The sequence below is a fragment of the Psychroserpens sp. Hel_I_66 genome, from assembly GCF_000799465.1.
Classification (GTDB): domain Bacteria; phylum Bacteroidota; class Bacteroidia; order Flavobacteriales; family Flavobacteriaceae; genus Psychroserpens.
The window spans coordinates 3,630,079-3,655,996 of record NZ_JUGU01000001.1 but is presented as its reverse complement, the minus strand read 5'-3'; the positions used below and the strand labels follow the sequence as shown (position 1 = coordinate 3,655,996).

Here is a 25,918-nt window from a genome sequence, read left to right as displayed (position 1 = left end):
AAGTACAAATAAGACAAATATTGGTTAACTTTCACTAAATATATTTTGGCTATGGCAACTTACAATCTAAAAATAAACGGAAAGGCAGTGCGCGTAACTGTTGACGAAGACACACCTCTATTATGGGTGCTTCGTGACGAACTCAATCTTGTAGGCACCAAATTTGGATGTGGAATCGCACAATGCGGTGCCTGCACAGTGCATCTTGACGGTACCGCTGTGAGAAGTTGCTCCATCCCAATTGCAAGTTTAGAAGGTGCTAATATCACAACTATAGAAGGTCTCGCTACCGATAAATTACATCCTGTCCAAGAAGCCTGGAAAGAGCTAGATGTACCGCAATGTGGCTATTGCCAAGCTGGTCAAATCATGACTGCCACGTCATTTCTAACTCGAAATCCAAATCCAAATACCGAGCAAATTAGAAACGCCATGAATGGAAATCTTTGCAGATGCGCCAGTTATAATCGTATAGAAAAAGCAGTGGCTCTGGCTGCAAAAAAAATGTCTTAAGCTAAGAAATCATGGAAAATAAAAACAATAAACTCACTTTTAGCAGACGTAATTTTATTCGCACCTCTGCATTGGCATCTGGCGGATTGTTAATTGGATTCAATTTCTTAACATCGTGTGCAGAAACTGCTACACCTCCAATAGACGTTTCAAAATTAGACTTTAAAGATTTCAATGCATTTATTAAAATTGCTGAAAATGGCTACGTCACCATTTTCTCGCCAAATCCTGAAATTGGTCAAGGTGTAAAAACATCAATGCCAATGATTATTGCTGAAGAACTTGACGTCCCTTGGAAACATGTTTCCGTAGAGCAAGGTGCTTTAGACACCACTAACTTTACAAGACAAGTAGCTGGTGGTAGTCAGTCAATTCGTTTTGGTTGGGATGCTCTTCGTCAAACTGGAGCCACTGCAAAACAAATGCTCATTAATGCTGCAGCTGCGAGATGGAATGTTGATGCTAGTTCGTGCTCAGCTCAAGATGGAATTATAAAAAATGCCAATGGTGATGAACTTGGATATGGCGATGTCGTAAACGAAGCAGCTCACTTGGAAGTGCCAGAAAATGTAGCCCTAAAAGAAATTAAAGATTATAAAATCATAGGTAAAGATGCCATTAATGTTGACATCGATAAAATCATAAAAGGAAAGTCTCTATTTGGTTTGGACTATAAAGTGGAAGGCATGAAATACGTCTCTGTCATGAGACCTCCTGCTTTTGGTCAAAACATAAATTCCTTTGATGCAACTGCTGCCAAAAATATAAACGGAGTTTCCGATGTTGTGCAATTTGGAGATAAAATTGCTGTTTTGGCTTCAAATACTTGGGCAGCAATGAAAGGAAAAAAAGCATTGAATGTGACTTGGAAAGATGATAACAAATTGGAAAGCACATCTAATCATGATACCGAATTGTTTAAAATTTTAGACGGAAAAGGTCTAGAAACAAGACGTGAAGATGGCAATATCAAAGAAGCTTTTGCTAATGCAGACACAATTCTAGAACGCACTTACGAGTCACCATTTTTACCACATAATTGTATGGAACCTATGAATTTCTATGCCAATGTCACCGAGGAAAAAGTGCATTTGGTTGGTCCCATCCAAACACCTGCAGGAACTGCGAGACGTATTTCAGAATTAATAAATCGTAAAGAAGAGGATATTCATTTAGAAATGACACGAATGGGTGGCGGATTTGGAAGACGACTTTACGGTGATTTTGCTCTAGAAGCTGCGGAAATATCTAACCTCACAAAACAGCCAGTACAAGTTATTTTTTCAAGAGAAGACGATATGGCTGCTGGCATTTATAGACCTGCAATAAAATATAGAATTGCTGCCTCTGTAAAAGATAAAAAAGTGACCGGTTACCATTTAAAAGAAGCTGCGATCAACTCTAATATGTATGGTTTGATTCCGCACTTTTTTCCCGCTGGAGCTATTAAAAACTACAAGGTAGAATCTGGCAATTACCAAAGTAATATCACAACAGGCGCATGGCGAGCGCCTTATACCAACTTTTTAGCCTTTGCAGAACAAAGCTTTTTTGATGAACTCGCAGAAGCTTGTGAACAAGACCCTATTCAATTACGATTAGATTTGCTTAAAAATGTAAAGGATGGCGAAGATCCTAATATTCAATATTCCGCAAAGCGAATGACAGACACTATAAAACTAGCTGTAGAAAAAAGCAATTGGGGAAATACAAAAGAAGGTGTTCATCAAGGATTTTCTGCATATTACAGCCATAACACCCATGTTGCAGAAGTGGTGGATATCACTTTAAAAAACGGATTACCAATGGTTGAAAAAGTAACCGTTGCGGTAGATTGTGGGATTGTTGTAAATCCTACAGGTGCAAAAAATCAAATTGAAGGTGGTGTTATTGACGGAATTGGACATGCAATGTATGGCGATTTTTCTTTTGAAAACGGAAAACCTCAAGATGTGAATTTCAATACTTATCGTTTAATTAGAATGAACGAAACGCCTATTGTAAATACCTATTTTGTTGAAAATGACCTATCGCCTACAGGATTGGGAGAACCTGGTTTACCACCAGCAGGAGGTGCTCTGGCAAATGCCATCAAAGCTGCAACTGGACAAATTTTGAGCAAACAACCTTTTGCTAAATCTCTAATAAAACATGAGGCAAGTTTGAAGGTTTAAAATTTCCGAAGTACTAAAATTTTACTCTAAAACACGCTGCCAGCATTTTATAAAGTTCGGGATGTTTGCGTTTCATTAGTTTTGGACTTTCAAAAAAATACTCTGAGGCCACTGCGAAAAACTCCGATTGTTTGGTGCCTCCATAAGCTCTAATATCTGACTTGTCGTTATTAATCGCCTCCATTTCATCATGCATTAATTTTAGCCAAGGAATTGAATTAGAGTTTTGCATCAAAACCTCTGGAATGCCATCTACATTTTCGTCCATTTTATCAATGAGGTGGACAAACTCATGGATTGCAGTATTTTTTTTATCGCCATGATTTCTAAACCCACTATACAATGCCTTTCTAGACAAAATCATTTGCTTTTCCAATCTCCCTGTTCCAACAACTCCAGCAATACGTCGAGATTCACTTTTTTCTGAAAATTCAAAATCATCGTTAAAATTATCTGGATATATGATCACTCCGCTTAGCGTTGGATAAAACCACTCTTTAAAAGCAAACACTGGTATTACAGCACTTGCAGCAATTAATATCTTGTCCAGTTCTTCAATTTCGAAATCTACGCTGTCAATGTAAACCTCACTTAGAAACTGCATAACTCTATTTTGAAATCGCTTTTGTTCTTTAGGTTGTAAATTTTTATAGAATACAACCTCTTTCAATAGTATATCATGCCAATGGGCAGGAAATTGTTCTATTCTTTTTGAATATTTATTATAGAATACATAAATGACGAAGATTAAAAGTGCGATAAATATAATTATGTATACCATAAATGATTTTTGATTTAAAAGTGGCTAATCTAATGATTTTCTAGCTTTACGGATATTGAGATATAAAAAAAAAGGACATGGCTTTCACCACGTCCTAATCTAATCAATCAATCAACTTATTATTTTATTTCTTGGTCATCAAAACAGTATCAATGACATACACAATACCATTAGATGCATCTACGTTTCCTTGAATAACTTGAGCTTTTTTACCACTTTCATCCATGATTACAAATTGGTCACCACTCATCATAGCGGTCAATTCTTCACCTTTTACGGTTTTAAATTTATATTTTCCGTTAGCTCCTTTAATTGACTCAGCAAACTTATCTGAAGTCATTTTACCAGACACTACATGGTATTGAAGAACACCTTGTAATTTTTCTTTGTTTTCTGGTTTCAATAAACTTTCAACAGTTCCTTTTGGCAACTTTGAAAAGGCTTGATTTGAAGGTGCAAAAACTGTGTATTCACCAGGCTCAGATAACATTGTCGCTAAATCTGCTGTTTGCAACGCAGTAACCAACGTTGTAAGATTCTCATTTGTCATAGCTTTACCAGCAATACTATTGGTCATAGCCTCTTCTTTCATCATTTGCTCTTTTTTCGCATTTTCTTCCATCATCATTCTCTCTTGCTCTGCAGCTTCCATTTCAACTTTTTCAGCTTCCATTTTAGCTTCTTGCTCTTTCTTCTTCCCATCTTCACAAGCGGTTAGAACTACTAGAAGCATACATGCTGTAATACCTAAAAATCTATTCATTTTAATTTTCATAATTAATGTGTTAAGTGTTTATAATATATATACGAGTAAAATGGCTTTTAGATTTTTATAATAAGAGGTTTAATAAATATTTAACAATAATGGATTTTATTTTTCTTCGGAAGACCTATCAATTGCAATAATTTTGCATAACTTTAAATCTCATAACCAACTATAAATGAGCAAGTCATACATAGATATTCATTGCCATCCATCGCTTAAACCTTATGGTAAGAGTTTTAAATACGAACCGCCAAAACAAAATAATTTAAATAGTGGACGCAAAAACTCGATATGGCATTATAGTCCGCCAAATTTTATCGAGAGGCAATTCAATAAATTACTAACACTTACCAAATTCACTCAAACAGATCTCACAGCTCTTGCTAAAGCCAATTGCAATACAGTAGTCATTTCTTTATACCCTTTTGAAAAACATTTTCTAAAAGAGAAAATGCTGGGCTTCAAATTTGTATCAGACATATTAGTCAATCTTGCAGCAGGTGTGAGCCAAAAACGCATAGATAGCCTCAGAAACCATAATAGTTATTTTCAGGATTTAAATGATGAATACAATTATTATATGCAACTCAATAATTTTGCACAGGTTATTGATGATGTTACTTATACTTACCGTTTAGTGAATAGTTATGCGGAAATATCAACCAATATAACCACCTCAACCTCTAAACGGAAAATAATTAGCCTAGTCCCAAGTATAGAAGGTGCACATGCATTTGAAACCGGTTTAAACAAGGATGTAAATACTGCAGACGAAACCACGGTTTTAAGCAATATAGACACTGTAAAAAACTGGGATCATAAACCTTTTTTCATAACACTTGCCCACCATTTTTATAATGAAATTTGTGGGCATGCAAGGAGTATTAATATTGGTTTGATAAAAAAGAACCAAAATAGAGGTTTAGATACTGGTATTACAGATTTAGGGTTTAAGGTCATTGCTAAATTACTGGACAGCACTAACAATAAACGCATCCTCATTGATATCAAACACATGAGTCGCGCTTCTAGAACAAGATATTATGAACTTCTGGATACCGTTTATGCTAACGAGAATATCCCGATTATCGTAAGTCATGGTGCTGCAAATGGCAGAAAATCAATTGAGGAACCTACAATTTCAAGTGGTGAGCAAAACCAATATTTTAATGAAGAAGATATTAATTTATATGATAATGAAATTTTACGTATCGCGAAATCAAAAGGTATTTTTGGCTTGCAATTAGATGAGCGTCGCATTGCCAATACAAAAGCAATACGAGCATCAAGAATCTATTGGCCAAGTAAGAAAAGGCGATATGTAAATAAATCTGATTTGATCTGGAGACAAATTCGTCACATTGGAGAGCTTTTAAATAACAACAATTTATTTGCTTGGGGAACGGTAGCAATAGGTTCAGATTTTGATGGGATTGTCAATCCAATCAAAGGACTTTGGACAGCAGAAAACATTAAAGACATAAAACCCTATTTAATCGAAAAGGCCCAAGACTATCTAACTAATCATAAATCGCAATTGCTCCCGCAAAATCAAATTTCCGCAGAAGAAATTATAGATCGCGTTCTGTATTTAAATGCAGATGCATTCTTAAAATCAAATTTCAATTAAAAATCCTCTTTCCAAGCGTTAAAATTATGTGGCAAGAGTGTTAATATTAATGGCAATCGTGACAATTATAATACATTTGATGTTTTATATTTGACCCTTGGAAAGCCCTGAAAACATAGATAACGAATCTCAAAAAAGCAAAAAATATCGCTGGTTGCGAAGAACCTTGCGAGTGTTGTTAGGTATTCTAATTTTTCTATTTTTAATCGTACTTTTTATAAGAAGTCCTTGGGGACAGGATATCATTGTTAATCAAGTTGTTGATTACGTTTCAAATAAAACCAATACCAAGGTTGAAATAGATAAGTTGTTTATCACTTTTGATGGCGATGTACAATTAGATGGGTTATTTCTTGAAGACAAGAAAGGAGATACTTTGGTGTATTCAAAATCTTTAGAAGCCGATATCCCACTTTGGAAAATGATCAATGGTGAAGCTGTTGGCGTAGAAGAACTGGATTGGGATGGTTTACGAGCAAATATCATTAGAAAAGATTCTGTTTCTGGTTATAATTTTCAGTTTTTAATTGATGCCTTTGCAGCTACAGATACCACGACTGTTGCGACAGATACCACTTCTACTCCATTGAATTTGATCATTGGGAATTTAAATCTCAAAAATATTGATCTCGTTTTTAATGATGCAGTTGTAGGTATTGATTCCAGGTTTAAAGTTGGCGAACTCAAAGCCAATATGGAAAAAACAGATATTGAAAACATGATTTTCAATGCTTCAACAATTGAACTTGCAAACTCAAACATAAAATTTATCCAGAAACCCGTTACCATTGACACGACCACTTCTGAAATACCTTTACCTAAATTTTCTTCGGAAAATATAAAACTCAAAAACGTTGTCGCCTATTATGAATCTCAACCAGACCGTATTATTGCAGATCTTGATATTGATGAATTTTCTAGTGATACACCATCCATTAATTTAGCTGAAAGTGATTTCAGCTTAAATAAAATTACGCTTAAAAATTCAAAAATAAAGTTAGTTACAGAGGCAGAGATCAATGGATTAACCGAACAAATCAAAACCATTAAAGATGATGCCAAAGCAGATATCCAAACGTTTGAATGGCCTCAAATAAAAGTCAATGTAGCATCTATAGATCTTGAAAATAACGAATTGGATTACCGAGTTGGTAATGCTTCACCAAGTGAAACGGTATTTAACCCAAACGCGATTTCTTTAAATAATCTCACGCTCAAGGCTCAGGATTTACTTATTAAAGATAAAAAAGCTACAATTAACATAAATCAATTTAACTTTAATGAAAGTTCTGGTCTCAATTTAAAACAACTTGCGGTTGATTTTGAGGCAACAGATCAAGAAATGCTGTTTGATAATTTGGACTTTAAATTAAATAACAACAGTATTATTGGTTATGCGCAGTTGCAATATAACTCGCTTTCCCAATTAATCGAGAAACCTGAGACTACGAGAGTGGATGTTAACCTACCGTCTTTTAGTGTGTCACTTTCTGAAATTTTCAAATTTCAGCCAGATCTTAAAAACAACGCCTATCTCCAGACTTTAAGTAAAAAACAACTTACAGGTCGCATCAATGCTGCTGGTACTTTATCATCGGTCAATTTACCAAATGCAGTCGTAAATTGGGGAAATACGACACGAATTTCCGCTAGCGGAACGCTTAAAAATGTAACCAATCCAGATTTGGTTCAGTTTGATATTCCGCAGTTTTCCGCAGAAACAAAACGTTCAGATCTTATACAATTTGTGAGTGAAAAAGATCTAGGGGTTAATTTACCAGAAAATGTAAAGCTTGCTGGAAGATTAAATGGAAATCCACAGGATATTTCCGCGAAAGCGAAATTAACAACAACACAGGGTATCGCTACCATTGACGGAAGTTTCCAAAACACAAACACTATTGCTTACGATGCTAAAATTACGATCGAGGATTACAAAATGAATGAGCTACTTGGGAATCCGCAATTTGGAGCATTGAGTTTAACTGTAGATTCTCAAGGTAGCGGTTCTACCATTAATACGTTGGATGCTACTTTGGATGCTACGATTAGCGAATTTCAGCTTAATAATTATGCCATTAAAGACCTTAATCTCAATGGGAAAATCAAAAATGGAACGGGTCACATTCTTTCAGATTATAAGGATGAGAACCTCAACATTAAACTTGATGCATTGGTTGTTTTAGATTCTATTGCACCAGAAGCCACTGCGGAAATTAACGTTATTGGAGCAGATTTACAAGGTCTTGGTGTTATGCAGCGAAATGTAAAAACCGGTATGAATATCTACGCAGATTTTAAAGGTAATACTGAAGGTTACAACGCTTCGGCAATTGTTGATAATGGTGTTTTTGTCTACGATAACAAAACCTATTTGCTGGGTGATTTAAATGCACTTGCGCATGTGCGGAGTGATACAACTTCGGTTTCGATAAAAAATAAAATTGTTGATGTTTTATTAAAGTCAAATACAGACCCACAAACGTTTAGCAAAGCCATACAACGACATATTTCCAGCTATTTTTATAGAGATGAAACAATTCCAGATACGATTACCAATCCTGTAAACCTTAAACTTGAGGGTAAAATCTCAGAATCTCCTTTACTTAATGATGTTTTTTTGGTAAATGTAAAGGATTTGGACACTATTAATATTTCTGTAGATTTTAACGAAAAAGAAAGACAATTAAAAGCGAATATCACTGCGCCTCACATCAATTATAGTGGTAACGAATTGGATAGTTTGGCCTTTTCAATGGATACAGATAAAGAGAATTTCAATTTCAATCTAGGCTTTAAAAACATAATTGCTGGGCCTTTGGATATTCCCAAAACGGTCATAACCGGAAATCAGACCAACAATGAACTATCCCTTAATTTTTTAGGGTATCATGATGGCGAGCGTCTTTTGAATGTGAATACAAAAATCACAGGTAACCGGGAACGTCTTTCGTTTACCGTTAATCCTGATAGCCTGATACTCAACAAAACTGAATGGACCATTCCAGATACAAATGAGATTGTCTTTACAGACAACAATTTAGAGTTTAATAATTTTAAGATTACTAAGAATAATCAGTCTGTTGAGATTACCGATAAACTCTCTAAGATCACAAAAACACACGCAGCCATAGATTTTGAAAATTTTAAAATAAGTGAAGTGTTCAATTATTTAAATCCAAATTCTCAAATTGCAAAAGGTGAGCTAAACGGTGATTTTATTTTAGAAGAACCTTTTGGTGACACTGGTATTATTGCAGACTTGAGTATTTCTAATTTTGAGATGCTAAAAACCAATCTAGGCACATTAAGCCTAAATGGTAACTCTCTTGATGGCAACAATTACGCATTTAATATAGGGCTTAAAGGTGGAGATGTTAATCTTGATTTGGTTGGTGACTACGAAGCCAATAGCACTGCTGCAAATCTAAATCTCGACTTAAATATTAATGAGTTTAAAATGAAAGCCCTTAACACACTTTCTTTGGGTGAGATTAAAGAAGGTGATGGTAGTTTTAAAGGAAAATTTAAAGTTACTGGCACCACAGCAGATCCTCAATACGATGGATCCATCACATTTAATAATGCAGAATTTAACATCGCAAAACTTAACACCAAATTCACCATGGTCAACGAAACGTTGAATATGAATAATGATGGAGTTTCCATGTCTAATTTTACTATTCGCGACGTTAATAATAACGAATTAGTATTGTCTGGAGATATTGGTACAGAAAGTTTTTTAAATCCAACATTTGATCTTGATTTAAAAGCCAACAATTTTCAAGTACTTGACGCAACTCAAGAAGATAATGAATTATTCTACGGAAAAGCATCATTTGACGCCAATGCAAAACTAACTGGAGATTTACAAATCCCTAAGTTAGATGCACAAGTCACATTAGGGTCTGATACTGACGTGACCTATGTCATGCCTTCAACCGTTGCCAATATTGAAGAACGTGACGGTGTCGTACAATTTGTAAATCGTGAAAATCCCGACGCCATTCTTACCCAAACTGAAGAACAAACCGCAACCATTAAAGGTTTTGATATTTCCACATTTATTAAAGTGGGTAAGGAAGCAGCTGTAACCATAATTATCGATGAAGAAACCGGTGATAATTTCAAAGTCTCTGGAGAGGGAGAATTCGATTTTAAAATGGCACCAAACGGACGCTTAAATCTCGTTGGAACTTATGAAATCTCAGATGGTCACTACGAGCTCAATCTTTATAGCCTAGTAAACAGAAAATTTCTTATTGCTTCTGGCAGTCGTGTCACCTGGTCTGGAGATCCCTTTGATGCCAAGTTAGATGTTCGTGCTATTTACAATCTCGAAACGTCAGCATCATCGTTGATGGCTCCGCAAATTTCTGGGGCAGATCCTTCAGTAAAAACAAAATACAGACAAGTATTGCCTTTTGATGTGTATCTTAATATTGATGGGGAATTGCTACAACCTAAAATATCGTTTCAATTAGATATGCCAGAAGAAGAGCAAGGTGCTATTGGAGGACAAGTTTACGGTCGTGTGCAACAAGTTAACCAACAAGAAAGCGAACTTAATAGGCAAGTGTTTTCCTTATTGGTGCTTAATCGTTTCTATCCAGATCCAGGAAGTGATGGTAGTACAGGTGGTTTTGCAACCATTGCAAGAGATAACCTTAATGACGCAGTATCTGAGCAGCTTAATGCGTTCTCAGACAAACTATTGGGAGATTCTGGTATAGAATTGGATTTTGGTCTGGACAGTTATACCGACTATCAAGGTGATGCTCCTACCGAAAGAACCCAACTGGATATCGCTGCGCAAAAAAAATTATTTGATGATCGCTTGATAGTTAGAGTCGGTAGTGAAGTAGATATACAGGGCAGCAGTTCTACTGGAGAAGCGACACCTCTAATTGGCAATGTGAGTTTAGAATATATTTTGACCGAAGATGGCAGATATCGATTAAAAGGATTTAGAAGAAGTGAGTTTGAAAATGTGATTGATGGTCAAACTATCGTTAGTGGCATCGGACTTATATTTACTCAAGAATTCAATCAGTTTAACGAACTTTGGGATGCCATTTTTAGGTCACAAAGTGAAAAGAAAGCAAAACTTGAAGCCGACAAAAAAGCTGCAGAAGAAAAACTAAACGCTAAAGAAGAGGCTACAGATGAAAGTATGGATAAGAAAAAGAATTAGTATTGAACAATAAATTTACATATATCGCATTTCTTATGTTCTTCGGAATGTATCTCAACTCATGCAGTATTAAAAAATACATCCCAGAAGGAGAACGATTATATACTGGAGCAACCATAGAAATAACTGCAGATTCTACAGTTAAAAATGTAGATAAATTAAAGACGCAATTAGAATCTGTTTTAAGGCCAGAACCAAATTCAGGATTTTTGGGTATGCGACCAGGACTTTATTATTATTACAAGACTCAAAAAGAAAAACCTGGATTTTTAAACAGGTGGCTATATAAACAAATTGGTGAAAAGCCAGTGTACCAATCTGATGTTGAAAATTTTGAAGTTGAAGATATCCTTAGAAACCGCTTAGAAAACAATGGGTTTTTCTATAGTGTGGTGACTTCAGCTTTTGAGGAACAAGAGACAGAAGCCTCTGTAAAATATGATCTCAAAATACCAACGCCTTATAGAATGGAGAAGTTTCAACTAGACTCAATGCCATCTCCCATTTATGAAGACGTAAAACAAGCCATATCAAGCACGAATTTCAATAAAAACATGAGATTTGATTTGGGTAATATGAAATTTGAACGCCAAAGAATTGATTCAGAATTAAAGAATAAAGGATATTACAATCTCAATTCAGACTTTTTTATTTTTGAAGCAGACACTAATCAATACACAAATAAAAGATTTGATTTATTTTTAAAGCTTAAGGCAGAAGTGCCGAAAAAAGCAACTGTTCCATATCAAATAAAGAAAGTAAATGTTTATCCAGATCATGATTTACAAGACTCCACGTATGTAGGCAAAGACCGTTTTAACAATAAAAATTATTTTCAGGATTCTGTGTTTATTAAGCCAAAATATCTTGACAAATTCATCACTATAGAAGAAAACAGTTATTACAATCCGCAAACCTCTAAAAACACAGCTAGGCGTTTATCAACAATTGGAGCGTACAAATATGTAAATATTCAATATAAAGAAATAGACTCTCTTTTTACAGATAGCCTAGGTACTCTCGAAGCCAACATTTATTTATCACCTTTAACAAAGCGAGCAATACGAGCAGAGTTGCAAGCAGTCACCAAATCCAACAACTTTGCTGGACCAAATCTCGCATTGACCTATAGCAACCGTAATCTTTTTAAAGGAGGTGAAACACTAAATATTAGCACTAACATTGGTTATGAAACCCAATTTGCAAGTGGTAGCAATGCAGGATTGAGTAGTATTGAAATTGGTGCGAAAGGTGAGCTCATTTTCCCTCGTGTTATCTCTCCATTTAATATAAATGACGAGTTTTTTGAATATTCCATTCCGAAGACAAAAACAAGTTTAGGAGTGAATTATCTAAGCAGAAGCAAGCTATACACGTTACTTTCGGGAAGTGGACTCTTTGGTTACTCATGGAATGCCAACAGGTTTATAACCTATGATTTTAATCCTATTTCTATAAGCTATACAAGATTGTCCAGCACGACAGAGGCGTTTCAGGAAATTTTAGATGAAAATCCTTTTTTACAACGCAGCTTTGACCAAGAATTTATTTCGGGCATGACCTTTTCGTTCACTTATAATGGGATGGTTGACGCAAATAAATCCAGTCAATTCTATTTAAATACCACTTTAGACGTAGCAGGAAACTCTATTTCTTTACTTGGCAAAGAGGCTGAGCCCAACGAGCCAAAACAATTTTTAGGATTGGAATACGCGCAATATGCTAAAGCAGATGTAGATGCTCGTTTTCATTATAACTTCGGAAAAAACAAACAGCAAACATTAGCAACACGAGTGTATGCAGGCTACGGGTTGGCATATGGCAATTCTGATGTAGTCCCATATGTAAAACAGTATTTTTCTGGAGGACCATATAGTGTAAGAGCTTTTAGAATTAGATCTTTGGGACCGGGAACCTACAATGAAAATAGCGATCCAAATAGTGACGGTACCTTTTTTGACCAAACTGGAAACATTAGATTAGAAGCCAATATAGAATATCGTTTTCCTATCGTTTCATTTTTTAAAGGCGCTGTATTTGCAGATGCTGGAAACGTTTGGAATTCTAAAGCAAACCCAGCGTTTGAAGTTGATGGAGTAGCAACAGATAAATTCACCTCTAATTTTATAAGTGAATTAGGCATGGGAACTGGAGTGGGTTTACGAGTCGATATTCAAGGTTTTGTGATACGGTTTGATTTGGCAGCACCGTTTCATGATCCTTCAGAACCAGAAGGCCAGCGTTTCGATTTTAAATTAGATGAGCCTGTACTAAATTTTGCCATAGGATATTCGTTTTAAAATGATCCAATCAACCCTTTTAATTTCTAATTTAATATCTTGTGTTAAAATACAAATCCAACTCAAAATTCATATATGACAGATAACGAAAAATTCATGAAAGAAGCAGTAAACGCTGCTCTAAAAGGAATGAATAATAATGAAGGTGGACCTTTTGGTTGCGTCATCGTAAAAGATGGAAAAATTGTAGGACGAGGCAACAATAAAGTCACCTCAACCAACGATCCAACAGCACATGGCGAAGTGATGGCAATTCGTGATGCCTGCAAAAATTTAAATAGTTTTCAACTAGATGGTTGTGAGCTTTACACCTCATGTGAACCTTGCCCTATGTGCCTTGGCGCTATTTATTGGTCTCGTGTAGAAAAAGTGTACTACGGAAGCACCCAAGTAGACGCTGCAAATATTGGCTTTGACGATCAATTTATTTATGACGAAATTCCTTTGCCATATAAAGAAAGAAAAATCCCGTTTATACAATTGGCGCATGATATTGCCATGGAACCTTTCAATAAATGGAGCAATAAAGAAGATAGAAAAGAGTACTAATACATATTCAAATTTTTCTTCGGAATATAGAAGACTTTTGAAATTAGATTATTCTTAAAATATAGGATCACAAATTATCCAACGCGTCTTTCGTTATGATTTTATATTCTGAAATATTATAATGTGCAACAATGTCATCGAGAAGATAATCACGCACTACCAAAATTAAATAGTGTTTTCCAGAATCTAAAAATTTAGAAATTAAAATTTCTGTTGAAGCATGTAAACCTTCGTTTTTAAGTTCTAGTTTTCCTAATTCGTCTAAAATTAGATAGTAGTTTTTAGGTTCCGAAGAAAAGGTTTTTAAAAAACTATTTGCTTTTTCAAATGAAGATTTTAAAAAATGAAACCGCCCAATGTTTATCGTCTTTTCAGATTTGAATTCAACTTCAAACTCAATTTCCTCCCGTGATTTAATTTTTAGAAAAAAACGCTTTCCATTGTCATCATCTGGAGATAGTAATCCATCAACATCCATTCTTTGCTCTACCCAATCCTTGATTGTTGTAGTTTTTCCTGATCTTATGGGTCCCGTGAGGATGTAAATCATTCCGAAGACATTTTAAAATGAATGCAATTGGAAATACTATTAGCAATAAAATATTTGAATCTCGTATAACCTTTGAGGTGTTTTGTTTCTTGCCAAGTAAATGAAATAATCTGTATAAAATAGGGGAACAAATCCATCGCATTAGTGATATCCTCTTTGTACTGCGATTCTTTTTTATTGAGATATTTTCGAATTAATTTCAATAACAAAGGACCAATAATTAAATACCAAAGCATCAAAATTAAAAAGCTTCGTAGCATAATATAAATCCCTTTTTTCCATCCTAATAAATCGCCTCCAAAAAAAGTGAATGCCAAAACAATCACAGCGACAGTGATTAACCAAACCCATATAATTTTTGATTTAAATGATGTTGTTCTTGGTTTTTTTTCTGAACCTGGACTATCAGGCTCGATGTAAAAATCGGTTTCCTTTTTGTTGGATATAATGTTAATTATGCTTTTGATGAATAATCCAGCTAAAATTCCGCAAATGCCATAAACCACAAGATATGTTGTTACTAAAACAGATGATGTGGAAGTTTCAGAAATAAAATTTAATTTTTCTTGTACCCATACACCATACATATTGATGGCTTTCCAAAGACCTTCTCCATAAACAATGGTGAGTATCAGTAATTTTTGAAGTGCAGATTCTAAAAATGTGACAATCCCTAAAATGATCAATGTGGCTCCTTTCCATGAGAAATTAGAAAACAAAAACGCTCCAAACAGCGCTTGAAAACTAACCGCAACATAAGCTCCAAAAGGAGAATAAGGACTCACTGCCATTTTAATAATCAACACAATTAACAATGCTTTTATGATGGCTTGCCATTTATTTTCAGCATAAAAAGCAATTAAACTAATGAGTAAAATAGAAACTCCACCAACAATCAATCCCGTAAAAGGGGTATTGAAAACATGTAAAAAACCACCAAGCCCAGACTCGTTTAATGCCCAAAGTGCGGTTAGTTTATCAATTATGGATTTGTTACTTTTCATAGTATTTCCCGTGAAAACGGGAATCTCTTTATTATTTATTTAATGGTTGTTTTCACAAGCACTTCGACAGCGCTCAGTGTGACATTTTGAATTACACTACCTATTTCTTATAATGCACTTGTAGCAATTGCGCCACAACACTTATTGCAATTTCTTTTGGTGTATCTCCACCAATTGGCAATCCAATTGGGCAAATAACATTATCCATGCCTTCCTCAATATTCATTTCATTAATGAGCATCTTATGAAAACGTGCTTTTTTTGTTTTGCTTCCAATTAAACCCAAATATTTGGTTTCCTCTTTTAGAGCCATGGATATGACATCGAAATCTATAGCATGATTGTGCGTCAACACTAAAACATAACAGCCTCTTCCCCAACGCACAACATCCCTAAATGTTTTAAAATCAATTTCACTTACTTCACAAGGGTTGATACTTGGATCTAAATCCTTATCCTTGAACCAATTGTCTCGAGAATCAATAAGGTTGACTTTAAAAGGTGTGCCAACTAAGAGTTTAACAATTTCTTGACCAATGTGTCCTGCTCCAAATAAAAATAATTCTGGTGATTGATTCATAGGTTCTATAATAAATTCTACTTTTCCTCCACAACACTGCTCAAACTCTGGTCCTAAGGTATATCCAGATTCAATAATTTTATTTTCATGAAGTGCCTCTAAAGCTTTTTCTATGGCCAGAAATTCTAATTTTCCACCTCCAATCGTACCAAAAAGTTCTTTATTTTCAGTAATTATCATTCTAGATCCAAGCACGCAAGGTGTTGATCCATAACATTTTGTTACTGTAACGAGCGCAACAGGTTCTCGCTTTTCTTTAAAGCTTGATAATACGTCAATCCAATTCTTCATGTTTCACTTAAAGAGTTTTTAAAAGTACTACTTTTTTCATGTAAGGCATATTTCAAATTAAACCAAAAAAATAAATTAGTATTGTCATATATTTTCTGTTAAGTTTGATATTTATTATCGACAAAACTAGACATCTATTTTTTACGTAAATATTTTAAACCCTTGAAATTTTAAACATGTCAAAAACATATTACGACCCAGCAGACCTAAGAAAATTCAGTAAAATTACAGAATGGGGTGAAGAATTAGGAAACAAGTTCTTTGAATACTACGGAAAAGTTTTTGAAGAAGGTGCCCTCACAGCCCGTGAAAAATCGTTGATTGCATTGGCTGTTGCCCATACAGAGCAGTGCCCTTATTGCATTGATGCCTACACCAAAGACGGTTTACAGCGAGGTGTTACAAAAGAAGAAATGATGGAAGCCATTCATGTTGGAGCTGCTATAAAGAGTGGAGCTACATTGGTACATGGCGTTCAAATGATGAATAAAGTTAATAAACTAGACGGTTAGTATTTGGGCGTTACCACAAGGGTCAGGCTCTCGGCAGTCGCTCTCTAAGAGGAGCTCCAACAATGCCTCCACCCTAACGCAGATAGTAATCACCAGTAAATCTAGTTCTAAAAATTAATATGACGAAAGTAAAAACACAATCCCTACATAAAAAAGGAAGCGATTTAGCACAAAGTAACAGACAGCTCGAAATTTTATCTAACGGGATTTTCCAAAACGGAGAATTACCAACATTTAAAGCTAAAATTTCTGAGACAAGTCAATTTCCACTAAAAGCTAAAAAATTAGAAATACTACAAATCAATGTGGGTTACATGTGTAACCAAGTTTGTGAGCATTGCCACGTAGATGCAGGTCCAGACCGAAAGGAAATTATGACTCGCGAGACGATGAGACAATGTTTGGAAGTTATTAAGAACTCTGGTGCGCATACCTTAGATTTAACAGGTGGTGCTCCAGAGATGAATCCAGATTTTAGATGGTTTGTAGAAGAAGCAGCAAAAGTTGGAATCAAAGATTTTATCGTGCGTTCTAACTTAACAATCATTCGTGCGAACAAAAAATATTACGATTTACCAGAATTTTTTAAAAAACATAATGTTCACGTCGTAAGTTCAATGCCACACTGGACCAAGGGAAAAACCGATAAACAACGTGGTGACGGTGTTTTTGCTAAGTCTATAAAAGCCTTGCAAGAATTGAATGCTGTTGGCTACGGAATGCCAGATAGTGAATTGCGATTGGATTTAGTTTATAACCCATCTGGTGCTTTTTTACCAGGCGATCAAGCTGCCATGGAAAAAGATTTCAAAAAAGCGTTGATGGAAGATTTTGGCATTCAATTCCATAATCTTTTTGCGATCACCAATTTACCAATAGCGCGTTTTCTTGATTATTTAATAGCATCAGAAAACTACGAAGATTATATGTACCAATTGGTAGAGGCTTATAATCCTGCTGCTGTACAAAACGTAATGTGCACAAATACACTCTCGATTAGTTGGGATGGCTACTTGTTTGATTGCGATTTTAATCAAATGCTAGAATTGCCAGTGAATAGTAAATCCAAGCATATTTCAGAATTTAACGAAGAATTATTAGAAGGACGAAATATCGTGATTTCACAACATTGTTACGGTTGTACTGCAGGCGCAGGAAGTAGCTGCCAAGGTAGTGTTGCATAAATTCCTGCGAGGGCAGGAATCTCACAGTTAAAAAAAGACGATTGACCTACAAGGCTTTAAAAAGCTTGCAGGAAAAAACAGAAAATGAGATCTCCACTTTCGTGAAGACTAAAGATGAAAAACAACCAAACAGCCATATTAATATTTGCAAATTCTGCTGAGTTCGAAGCGATTCAAAAACCGTTTCAATCTTCGCAATTATTATTTGACGCACTTAATTTACAAACCCTTAAGGTTGTTAAAAAGACAGGTATACCCTATTTTTTATCTTCGGAAAAAAATCAAACCGGAAATTCCTTTGGTGAGCGTTTTACGAATGCCATACAATCTGTTTATGACAAAGGGTTTGAAAATGTGATTACTATTGGTAATGACACGCCTCATTTACAATCACAGCATATCTTAAAAGCAGTTGAAAACTTAAAACAAAACGATATTGTTTTAGGGCCTTCAAAAGATGGTGGTTTTTATTTAATGGGATTAAAAAAGTCCCATTTTAATGTTGAAACGTTTTTAAAACTCCCATGGCAAACGTCTGCTTTAAGCCGAAGTATTTCGAAGGCAGTCCAATCTCAAAGGATCAAATTATCGTATTTGGAATTTCTTTCAGATATTGATACCCTTTTAGACGCCAAACATAATATTGATAGCTTTAAGAAGCTTTCAAGAGCTATTAAGGATAACTTAATTAGTTATATTTCCGTAGAAAAAGAAATTATATCTTCTTATTTTATTTCTATTGAAAATTTCTCACAAACACTTCTTTTTAATAAAGGTTCACCTGTTTTACTGCACGTTTAACGAACCAAAAAACCTGCGAGTTTAATTCCTTAAACTATTAATCATAGTTAAAGTCTCGAAAGGATAATCACATTTTTTAATTAAAAGATACCCACTTACGTGGGCAGTTTATGAAGCAAATCTATGTTTGCATATTGCTATTATTTTCAGGTTTTAGCTATGCACAAATTACAGTAACTGGTACTATTACTAGTGAAATTGACAACCAACCATTAGCTTATGTCAATATTTCCTCAACATCTGGGAGTGGTACAATTTCCGACGATGATGGAACATACACCATCGAAATCAAAGATGCATCAACAGTTCTAACCTTTTCATATTTAGGTTATAAAACACAAAAAATCACAGTTGGTGAGCAAACCATTATCAATGTAAAATTACAAGAAGACGAGTCTGCACTTGATGAAGTTGTCATCACTGCATTAGGCTTAGAACGTGAAACCAAGGAGTTGGGTTACGTTGTTCAGGCTCTCGATTCTGAAAGTTTAACCGAAGTTAAAACCGTCAATTTTCTTGATAATATTGCTGGAAAACTAGCAGGTGTAACCGTTACTCAAGGTGCTACAGGCGTTGGGTCTTCATCAAAAATTACGATTCGTGGTGAGTCGTCGTTTTCAAATAACAATCCATTATTTATTGTGGATGGCACTCCAATAAATAACGAAACCGTTTTCAACTTTACCAACGAAGCTGCTGCAGGTTTTCAAGAGATCGATTTTGGTAATGGTGCCATGGAAGTCAATCCAGATGATATAGAATCGGTAACCGTTTTAAAGGGAGCCAATGCTGCTGCACTTTACGGGACGCGAGCTTCAAATGGAGTAATTGTCATCAAAACCAAAGATGGTCTAAACAAAAAAGGCTTGGGTATTAGTTTTAATACATCTCTTTTCGTGGATTCTGCATTTCGTTTACCCGATTTTCAAAATCAATATGGGCAAGGTCAGTCTGGAGAATTTGAGTACGTTGATGGATTAGGTGGTGGAATAAGTGACAACATCACCTATTCTTGGGGACCACGATTGGATGCTGGGATTTTGATTCCGCAATTTGATAGTCCTGTAGATTTAAGTAACGGTGTTTTTGTACGAGGTGGTGACACCTCTCTATATTCAGGGATTCCAATTACGCCAACCGAATTTAGATCAAATCCAGACAACCTAAAGGATTTCTACGAAACTGGCGTGACCACAATTAATAATCTCTCAATTTCTAATGGATTTGAAACTGGTAATTACCGTTTATCATTTACAGATCTACGAAGTGAATCCATCATTCCTGGCGTGAATCTCGATAGACAAACGGTTGCTGCAAAACTCAATTTTCAGCCTTCAGAAAAAACAGAAATCAACACCTCAATAAGTTACGTTAATTCAAGTAGCGACAATAGGCCATCTAATGGTTATGGTAGTGAAAACGTCAACTATTCACTCGTTGCTTGGGGACCACGTTCCTTAAACATCAATAGCTTAAGAAATTACTGGCAACCTGGTTTGGAAGGGTTACAACAATACTCTTTTAACTATACGTTTTTCGACAATCCGTACTTCATTCTGTATGAAAACAGAAACTCATTTGAGCGTGATCGTGTCTTCGGAAATATTAGAATTAAGCATAATATCACAGATAATTTAAGCGTATCGCTAAGAACAGGAATGGACTACAGCAGTGAAACCAGACAATTGCGTCGTAGCTTTAGTAGCAATCGTTTTCAAAATGGAGGCTATGCAGAGCATGACGTCACATTTAGAGAAGTCAACACCGACTTTTTAGTGAATTACAACAATCAATTTGGTGATCTTTCTTTTGATGTCTCTCTCGGCGGAAATCGTCTAGACCAAAATGCATCCACCAAACAATTACAAACAGTCAACTTAGCACAACCTGGAATTTTCAATCTTAATAATGCTGCATCTCCAATTGAGGCTTTTCAATTTGAGAGTAGAAAACGAATCAATTCGTTCTATGGGATTGCAAAGTTTGGGTACAAAGATTATCTGTTTTTAGATATTACGGGACGTAATGATTGGTCAAGTGCTTTGGCAACGCCATTTTCGGTAGATGGAACTTCTTTCTTCTATCCGTCAATATCCACAAGTTTTGTGTTATCAAATTTTACAGAATTACCTCAAGTATTTTCATTTGCAAAACTAAGAGCTAGTGTTGCACAAGTTGGTAACGATACTGGAGCGTATCAAACCTCTGGAGCGTTTGTATCACAAACACCGTTTAATGGTCAGCCAACATTTAGTGATCAAAATTTCATACCAAATTCCAACTTAAAACCAGAGCAAACCACGTCTTTTGAAGTTGGTACCGATTTACGTTTTTTCAAAGACCGTTTGACTTTTGATCTCACGTATTACAATGCAACGACGCAAGATCAAATTATTTCCTTACCAATAGCTATATCTTCAGGTTATAACCAACAAGTCGTAAATGGCGGAAAAGTGAACACACAAGGTGTTGAGATTATTTTAGGGGCAACGCCAATTAGAACACAAGATTTTAGATGGAATACATTGTTCAACTTCGCTACGAGTCGATCTACTATTAAAAATTTACCACAAGAAGATGGTAGATTAACATTGGCATATAGCAGGATTTACGACAGCGCCAACCAAACCGTTTGGTTTCAGGTTGAAGAAGGTGGGCGCATTGGAGATATCTACGGAACAGGTTACTTAAAGAACGAAAATGGTGAATTTATAATCGATGATAACGGACGATTTATTGCAGATAACAACTTACAGAAAATCGGAAACTACAATCCAGATTTCACTTTAGGATGGAATAATAATTTCAGCTATAAAAATTGGAATTTGAGTTTCCTATTCGATTGGAGACAAGGTGGAGAAATCGTTTCGAGAACTCGAGCTTTAGGAAACGTTGGTGGCCAATTGGCAGAAACTGCTTTTAGACCAGAAGACGGTTTTGTCGCTCAAGGCGTCAATCAAACCACAGGATTACCAAATACAGTTTCTGTTTCTGCGGAAAGCTATTACCGACAATTTTACGATAGAAACCATGAAGAAAATAACGTCTATGATGCGTCATTTTTAAAGCTTCGTCAATTTTCAATTGGTTATGATTTCAAATTAAAAGATGGCTTTTTAGGATTGAAGGAAGGTGCAGATTTAAGTCTTTCTCTAATTGGAAACAACTTATTTGTGATTACTGAAAATCCGCATTTTGACCCAGAGCAACTCGCAGTACAAGGCAATGGGTTTATAAGTGGTGTTGAAGATATGAGTTATGCGACAACACGTAGCATTGGTTTTAAAGCTGGATTTAACTTCTAAAAAAATTAAAATGAAAAACATACTATATATATTTACACTAATAGGTCTTTTAGCAACAATAAGTTGTACCAAAGATTTTGAAGAGATCAATACCAATCCTAATTCACCAGTAACTGTACAACCAAGTTTATTGTTACGTCAAGTGATTTATGATTTTGGAGAAAACATGAGCTACGAAGGCTTTGTAGCAGGAGATTTATTATCACAACATAGAACTGCTTTAGACTTTAACCTATTTGATCGTCATGCACTAAAATCGCCACAACTAGGTGGGAATCCTTGGCCAATATTTTACACGAATCTCCGTGATAATGAGATTATTTTAAATCAATCGAGAAACGTTGAAACATTTTCGGTTTATGAAGGTCCTGCGCTTATTTTAAAAGCTTATATGGCTGCAGGATTAACCGATCTATTTGGCGATGTTCCTTATTTTGAAGCCTTTAATGGTGTTAATGGGACCGTAACTCCTGCATACGATTTACAAGAGGATATTTACCAAAATGAAAACGGAATTTTAGACAACCTTGACAAAGGTATTGCTGCAATCGAAGCGTATAACGATGTAATTCCCTTAGAAGGTGATATTTTATTTGATGGCGACTTGAATGCTTGGGTACGTTTTGCAAACTCCTTAAAAATTAAACATTTGCTGAGAATTTCTGGACAAGTTGATGTTTCCGCAGAACTACAAACTATTTTTAATGATGGTAATTATATCACTTCAAACGCTCAAAATGCGATTTTCAATTTTACCAATACAGATCCTAACAGTTTTAGATTAGCGCAATTGCGCGTTGGAGATTTTAATAATTTCGTGTTATCTGAAACGATGGAAGGCATTCTCAACAATTTAAATGACACGAGAATTGGTACATTTTTTAGACCTTTTTCAAACTCAACCTCTGGCGAGTTTAATGGGTTATTAAATGGGATTGATCCTTCGGAAACCTCTGTAGCATTAGCAGATTATTCTTTGGCAGGAACTTCATTTAGAGAAGATACCTCAACGCTTGACGCCAATTTTATAACTGCTTGGGAAGTGCAATTTGCACTGGCAGAAGCTGCAGCAAGAAACCTGATTACAGCAGATGCTCAAAATTTTTATGAAACTGGTGTTGCGCTCGCATTTGAATATTGGAATACTGAGTTACCAGCAGATTATCTATCTGGAAACGCAGCATTTAACGCAGCAGGAACAACACCTATACAACAAATTGTAACGCAAAAATGGATTGCAAACATCATAAACGGATATGAAGGTTGGGTCGAATATCGTAGAACGGGATTCCCTGAATTTTTGACTATTTCAGCAAGTTTCAATAATGATTTAATTCCTGTTCGAATGCCTTATCCTGCAGAAGAGGAAGCTTTAAACAATGAAAATTATAGTGAAGCTGCAGCTGCTACAGATGACAATAGCATTAATGTACCAGTTTGGTGGGATGAGTAGAATCCCATCCTTAATCCTTCCCAAAGGAAAGGGAACTGGAACTGGAACTTACACCAAATGAATTTTAGATAAATATGAACCCATTTTTGAGCATACTTTTTAGTTTGAGTGAGAATTCCTTCCCTTCGGGAAGGCTAGGATGGGCTCAATGGGCATTAATAATCGTATCAAGTTTGATACTGTTTTTGTTGTCTCCTTTAGCGAAAACCCGAGATCAGTTTTTTAAAGCTGTAAACAACCGTAAAGCACCAAACACCTTGGTGCTCACCGGTAGTTTGATCATTTCTTGGATTTTTGCAAAAAGCATCACCAATGCAGCAAATCTAGGTTTAGATTTTGGGATTGTTGGTGGTGTTGCCTATGCTGGCTATTATTTGTCTTTCGCAGTTGCTGGGATTCTCATTTACCAAATAAGAACCAAAGGTGGCTTTAAAAGTATTCATCAATTTCTAACCTCAAAATTTGGAAAAGGTGCCATGGCAATCTTCTCCATTTTAATTGCCATTCGTTTGTTTAACGAAGTGTGGAGCAACACCATGGTTATCGGAAGTTACTTTGGAGATACCGGAACCCAACCTTACTATTTAGCAATCATTGTGTTTACTGCGCTCACTTTAGCCTACGCGGTTAAAGGCGGTTTAAGTAGTTCTATATTTACAGATGTGATTCAAATGGTGCTATTTTCGGTATTGTTGATGGTCATTTTAGGGACTATTTTTTCTACGGAAAATTTCTCAACCCAAGCTATCGCAACTTCAGGAACATGGAGTTTTGAATTGGGGTTAAATTTATTTTTTGCTGCCATTATACAATCGTTTAGTTATCCGTTTCATGATCCCGTTTTGACAGACCGTGCATTTATTAGTTCGCCTAAAGTGACGAGACGTAGCTTTATTTTAGCCAGTGTTCTTGGAGCAATTTGTATTGTCTTGTTTAGCCTAATTGGTGTCTACGCACAAACCCAAGGTATGAAAGGACAAGCAGCTGTAGAAGTGGGTAAGGCTTTTGGCGTTGTGATATTATTGGTCATTAACTTTATCATGATCACATCTGCTGCATCCACATTAGATTCGACGTTTTCATCGTTTTCTAAACTATTGGCTGTTGATCTTAATTTGGGGAAAAATTTAACCTTTGGACGTGCTTCAATGGCTGCAATTGCCATTTTAGGAACGATTCCTGTGTTTTTAAATGCTGAGATTTTATCTGCCACAACCATTTCGGGAACGATGGTTATTGGTTTAACTCCTGTATTTGTGTTCTGGAATATGAAAGTCCCTAGAGCTAGCTTTTATTTAAGTGTCATTTGCGGACTGGTTTTTGGGTTTATGCTTGTATTTGGCATATTTCCGCAGGTATTGATTTTTACAGAAGGTAAATATGCCGATTTGCTCTGGGTAAACGTTTGGGGAATTTTGAGTTGTTGTTTGCTCTATATGATTCCGAAGTTATTGGCTTCGACACGCTCAGCCAAACAAGTAAATTGAAGATTTAGAAAAAGTATGAGTAAAAAAATAGAAAATTTAGGTGAGCTAAAAGGTAAAGTGCTTCTGTTTGGAGGTGTTTATAGTAATTTGCAAGCGCTTGAAGCTTTGAAGCAAGTTGCTGAACGCGATCAAATTTCCGCAGAAAATTGTATTTGTACAGGAGATATTGTTGGCTATTGCGCGCAACCTGAAGAGACGGTTCAGTTATTTAAATTGTGGAATGCCAAAAGCATTGCTGGCAACGTAGAAATTCAATTGCGAGAAGGTGCTGCCGATTGCGGTTGCGATTTTAGAAAAGGCTCTCGCTGTGACGGTTTTTCACAACAATGGTACCCATTTGCACAAAGTAAATTATCAAAGAGTTCATTGGATTTTATGGAAACGCTTCCAGATCATATCACGTTTGAATATGCAGGTAAACAAGTGACCGTATTGCATGGCTCTTATTTTAATACTTCGGAATTTATCTATAAATCAACCCATTGGGATAGTAAGTTTTCCAACTTTGAAACGACTAAAAGTGATGTGATTATTGCTGGCCATTGCGGATTACCTTTTCACCACGAAAATGATAACAAATTATGGTTGAATCCTGGTGTTATTGGGATGCCAGCAAACGACGGTAACCCAAGTGTGTGGTATGCTATTTTGGATGACTCCAATGAAAGCTTTACCTTTAAACATCATACATTAGACTATAATTACAAATTAACAAGCCAATTGATGCACAACGGTTTATTACCTCAAGAATATGCCAGAACAATCGTCACAGGCATTTGGGATAATACCGAAATTTTGCCAGAAGTTGAAAGTGGTCTGCAAGGCTTCGGAATACAATTATAAT

Annotated in this window: 18 protein-coding genes; 13 read left to right on the top strand and 5 right to left on the bottom strand. The window is 35.6% G+C overall.

Annotation, left to right across the window (positions count from 1 at the left end; translation table 11 throughout):
- The first annotated feature begins 51 nt into the window (after positions 1-51).
- On the top strand, positions 52-513 hold the full coding sequence (locus GQ40_RS16205) for a (2Fe-2S)-binding protein (protein ID WP_047550797.1): 462 nt from the start codon (positions 52-54) through the stop codon (positions 511-513).
- 11 nt (positions 514-524) lie between these two features.
- Positions 525-2,687 (top strand): xanthine dehydrogenase family protein molybdopterin-binding subunit, encoded by a 2,163-nt coding sequence (locus GQ40_RS16200; RefSeq protein ID WP_047550794.1) that lies wholly within the window; start codon positions 525-527, stop codon positions 2,685-2,687.
- 13 nt (positions 2,688-2,700) lie between these two features.
- On the opposite strand, the gene GQ40_RS16195 is transcribed toward GQ40_RS16200, so the two are convergent.
- Together GQ40_RS16195 and GQ40_RS16190 are read right to left on the bottom strand one after the other, a co-directional pair.
- Positions 2,701-3,468 carry a zinc-dependent peptidase gene (locus tag GQ40_RS16195; protein WP_047550791.1) on the bottom strand — a complete coding sequence of 256 codons (768 nt, stop codon included), beginning with the start codon at positions 3,466-3,468 and terminating at the stop codon, positions 2,701-2,703.
- A 124-nt stretch (positions 3,469-3,592) separates the two neighbouring features.
- The gene (locus GQ40_RS16190) at positions 3,593-4,243 is read right to left on the bottom strand and encodes a fasciclin domain-containing protein (protein WP_081990234.1); all 651 of its coding nucleotides are present in this window, start codon (positions 4,241-4,243) and stop codon (positions 3,593-3,595) included.
- 166 nt (positions 4,244-4,409) lie between these two features.
- Between GQ40_RS16190 and GQ40_RS16185 the strand changes: the two genes are divergently transcribed.
- From GQ40_RS16185 to GQ40_RS16170, 4 genes are all read left to right on the top strand, one after another.
- Entirely contained in the window at positions 4,410-5,864 is a 1,455-nt protein-coding gene (locus GQ40_RS16185; protein ID WP_052184299.1) for a membrane dipeptidase, read from the top strand.
- 97 nt (positions 5,865-5,961) lie between these two features.
- Entirely contained in the window at positions 5,962-11,058 is a 5,097-nt protein-coding gene (locus GQ40_RS16180; protein WP_231565595.1) for a translocation/assembly module TamB, read from the top strand.
- A gap of 35 nt (positions 11,059-11,093) precedes the next feature.
- Positions 11,094-13,358, top strand: a complete 2,265-nt coding sequence (locus GQ40_RS16175; RefSeq protein ID WP_047550788.1) for a BamA/TamA family outer membrane protein — start codon at positions 11,094-11,096, stop codon at positions 13,356-13,358.
- A gap of 75 nt (positions 13,359-13,433) precedes the next feature.
- The gene (locus GQ40_RS16170) at positions 13,434-13,907 is read left to right on the top strand and encodes a nucleoside deaminase (RefSeq protein WP_047550785.1); all 474 of its coding nucleotides are present in this window, start codon (positions 13,434-13,436) and stop codon (positions 13,905-13,907) included.
- A 67-nt stretch (positions 13,908-13,974) separates the two neighbouring features.
- Here GQ40_RS16170 and GQ40_RS16165 read toward each other — a convergent pair whose 3' ends face one another.
- From GQ40_RS16165 to xdhC, 3 genes are all read right to left on the bottom strand, one after another.
- The gene (locus GQ40_RS16165; RefSeq protein WP_047550782.1) at positions 13,975-14,457 is read right to left on the bottom strand and encodes a nucleoside-triphosphatase; all 483 of its coding nucleotides are present in this window, start codon (positions 14,455-14,457) and stop codon (positions 13,975-13,977) included.
- Positions 14,454-15,461, bottom strand: coding sequence for a hypothetical protein (locus tag GQ40_RS16160; RefSeq protein WP_047550779.1), 1,008 nt, complete (start codon positions 15,459-15,461; stop codon positions 14,454-14,456). Before GQ40_RS16160 ends, GQ40_RS16165 begins: the two co-directional genes overlap by 4 nt.
- Before the next feature lie 100 nt (positions 15,462-15,561).
- A complete protein-coding gene (xdhC, locus tag GQ40_RS16155; protein ID WP_052184298.1) occupies positions 15,562-16,332 on the bottom strand; it encodes a xanthine dehydrogenase accessory protein XdhC in 771 nt (256 codons plus the stop codon).
- Between the two features lie 176 nt (positions 16,333-16,508).
- Between xdhC and GQ40_RS16150 the strand changes: the two genes are divergently transcribed.
- The 7 genes from GQ40_RS16150 (at position 16,509) to GQ40_RS16120 (ending at position 25,917) form a co-directional block, all read left to right on the top strand.
- Positions 16,509-16,844 (top strand): arsenosugar biosynthesis-associated peroxidase-like protein, encoded by a 336-nt coding sequence (locus tag GQ40_RS16150; protein ID WP_047550776.1) that lies wholly within the window; start codon positions 16,509-16,511, stop codon positions 16,842-16,844.
- A gap of 119 nt (positions 16,845-16,963) precedes the next feature.
- The gene (gene arsS, locus GQ40_RS16145; protein WP_047550773.1) at positions 16,964-18,028 is read left to right on the top strand and encodes an arsenosugar biosynthesis radical SAM (seleno)protein ArsS; all 1,065 of its coding nucleotides are present in this window, start codon (positions 16,964-16,966) and stop codon (positions 18,026-18,028) included.
- A gap of 114 nt (positions 18,029-18,142) precedes the next feature.
- Positions 18,143-18,829, top strand: a complete 687-nt coding sequence (locus GQ40_RS16140; RefSeq protein WP_047550770.1) for a DUF2064 domain-containing protein — start codon at positions 18,143-18,145, stop codon at positions 18,827-18,829.
- A gap of 110 nt (positions 18,830-18,939) precedes the next feature.
- A complete protein-coding gene (locus tag GQ40_RS16135) occupies positions 18,940-22,134 on the top strand; it encodes a SusC/RagA family TonB-linked outer membrane protein (RefSeq protein ID WP_047550768.1) in 3,195 nt (1,064 codons plus the stop codon).
- A gap of 10 nt (positions 22,135-22,144) precedes the next feature.
- Complete coding sequence (locus GQ40_RS16130; protein WP_047552098.1) at positions 22,145-23,587, top strand: SusD/RagB family nutrient-binding outer membrane lipoprotein; 1,443 nt, start codon at positions 22,145-22,147, stop codon at positions 23,585-23,587.
- A 74-nt stretch (positions 23,588-23,661) separates the two neighbouring features.
- Positions 23,662-25,074 carry a sodium:solute symporter family transporter gene (locus tag GQ40_RS16125; RefSeq protein ID WP_052184297.1) on the top strand — a complete coding sequence of 471 codons (1,413 nt, stop codon included), beginning with the start codon at positions 23,662-23,664 and terminating at the stop codon, positions 25,072-25,074.
- A 15-nt stretch (positions 25,075-25,089) separates the two neighbouring features.
- Positions 25,090-25,917 carry a metallophosphoesterase family protein gene (locus GQ40_RS16120; RefSeq protein WP_047550765.1) on the top strand — a complete coding sequence of 276 codons (828 nt, stop codon included), beginning with the start codon at positions 25,090-25,092 and terminating at the stop codon, positions 25,915-25,917.
- Position 25,918: the final 1 nt, after the last annotated feature.

Coding starts and splice junctions, on each gene's coding strand:
- GQ40_RS16205 (WP_047550797.1), top strand. CDS start 52: ATGGCAACTTACAATCTAAAAATAAACGGAAAGGCAGTGCGCGTAACT.
- GQ40_RS16200 (WP_047550794.1), top strand. CDS start 525: ATGGAAAATAAAAACAATAAACTCACTTTTAGCAGACGTAATTTTATT.
- GQ40_RS16195 (WP_047550791.1), bottom strand. CDS start 3,468: ATGGTATACATAATTATATTTATCGCACTTTTAATCTTCGTCATTTAT.
- GQ40_RS16190 (WP_081990234.1), bottom strand. CDS start 4,243: ATGAAAATTAAAATGAATAGATTTTTAGGTATTACAGCATGTATGCTT.
- GQ40_RS16185 (WP_052184299.1), top strand. CDS start 4,410: ATGAGCAAGTCATACATAGATATTCATTGCCATCCATCGCTTAAACCT.
- GQ40_RS16175 (WP_047550788.1), top strand. CDS start 11,094: ATGTTCTTCGGAATGTATCTCAACTCATGCAGTATTAAAAAATACATC.
- GQ40_RS16170 (WP_047550785.1), top strand. CDS start 13,434: ATGACAGATAACGAAAAATTCATGAAAGAAGCAGTAAACGCTGCTCTA.
- GQ40_RS16165 (WP_047550782.1), bottom strand. CDS start 14,457: ATGATTTACATCCTCACGGGACCCATAAGATCAGGAAAAACTACAACA.
- GQ40_RS16160 (WP_047550779.1), bottom strand. CDS start 15,461: ATGAAAAGTAACAAATCCATAATTGATAAACTAACCGCACTTTGGGCA.
- xdhC (WP_052184298.1), bottom strand. CDS start 16,332: ATGAAGAATTGGATTGACGTATTATCAAGCTTTAAAGAAAAGCGAGAA.
- GQ40_RS16150 (WP_047550776.1), top strand. CDS start 16,509: ATGTCAAAAACATATTACGACCCAGCAGACCTAAGAAAATTCAGTAAA.
- arsS (WP_047550773.1), top strand. CDS start 16,964: ATGACGAAAGTAAAAACACAATCCCTACATAAAAAAGGAAGCGATTTA.
- GQ40_RS16140 (WP_047550770.1), top strand. CDS start 18,143: ATGAAAAACAACCAAACAGCCATATTAATATTTGCAAATTCTGCTGAG.
- GQ40_RS16135 (WP_047550768.1), top strand. CDS start 18,940: ATGAAGCAAATCTATGTTTGCATATTGCTATTATTTTCAGGTTTTAGC.
- GQ40_RS16130 (WP_047552098.1), top strand. CDS start 22,145: ATGAAAAACATACTATATATATTTACACTAATAGGTCTTTTAGCAACA.
- GQ40_RS16125 (WP_052184297.1), top strand. CDS start 23,662: ATGAACCCATTTTTGAGCATACTTTTTAGTTTGAGTGAGAATTCCTTC.
- GQ40_RS16120 (WP_047550765.1), top strand. CDS start 25,090: ATGAGTAAAAAAATAGAAAATTTAGGTGAGCTAAAAGGTAAAGTGCTT.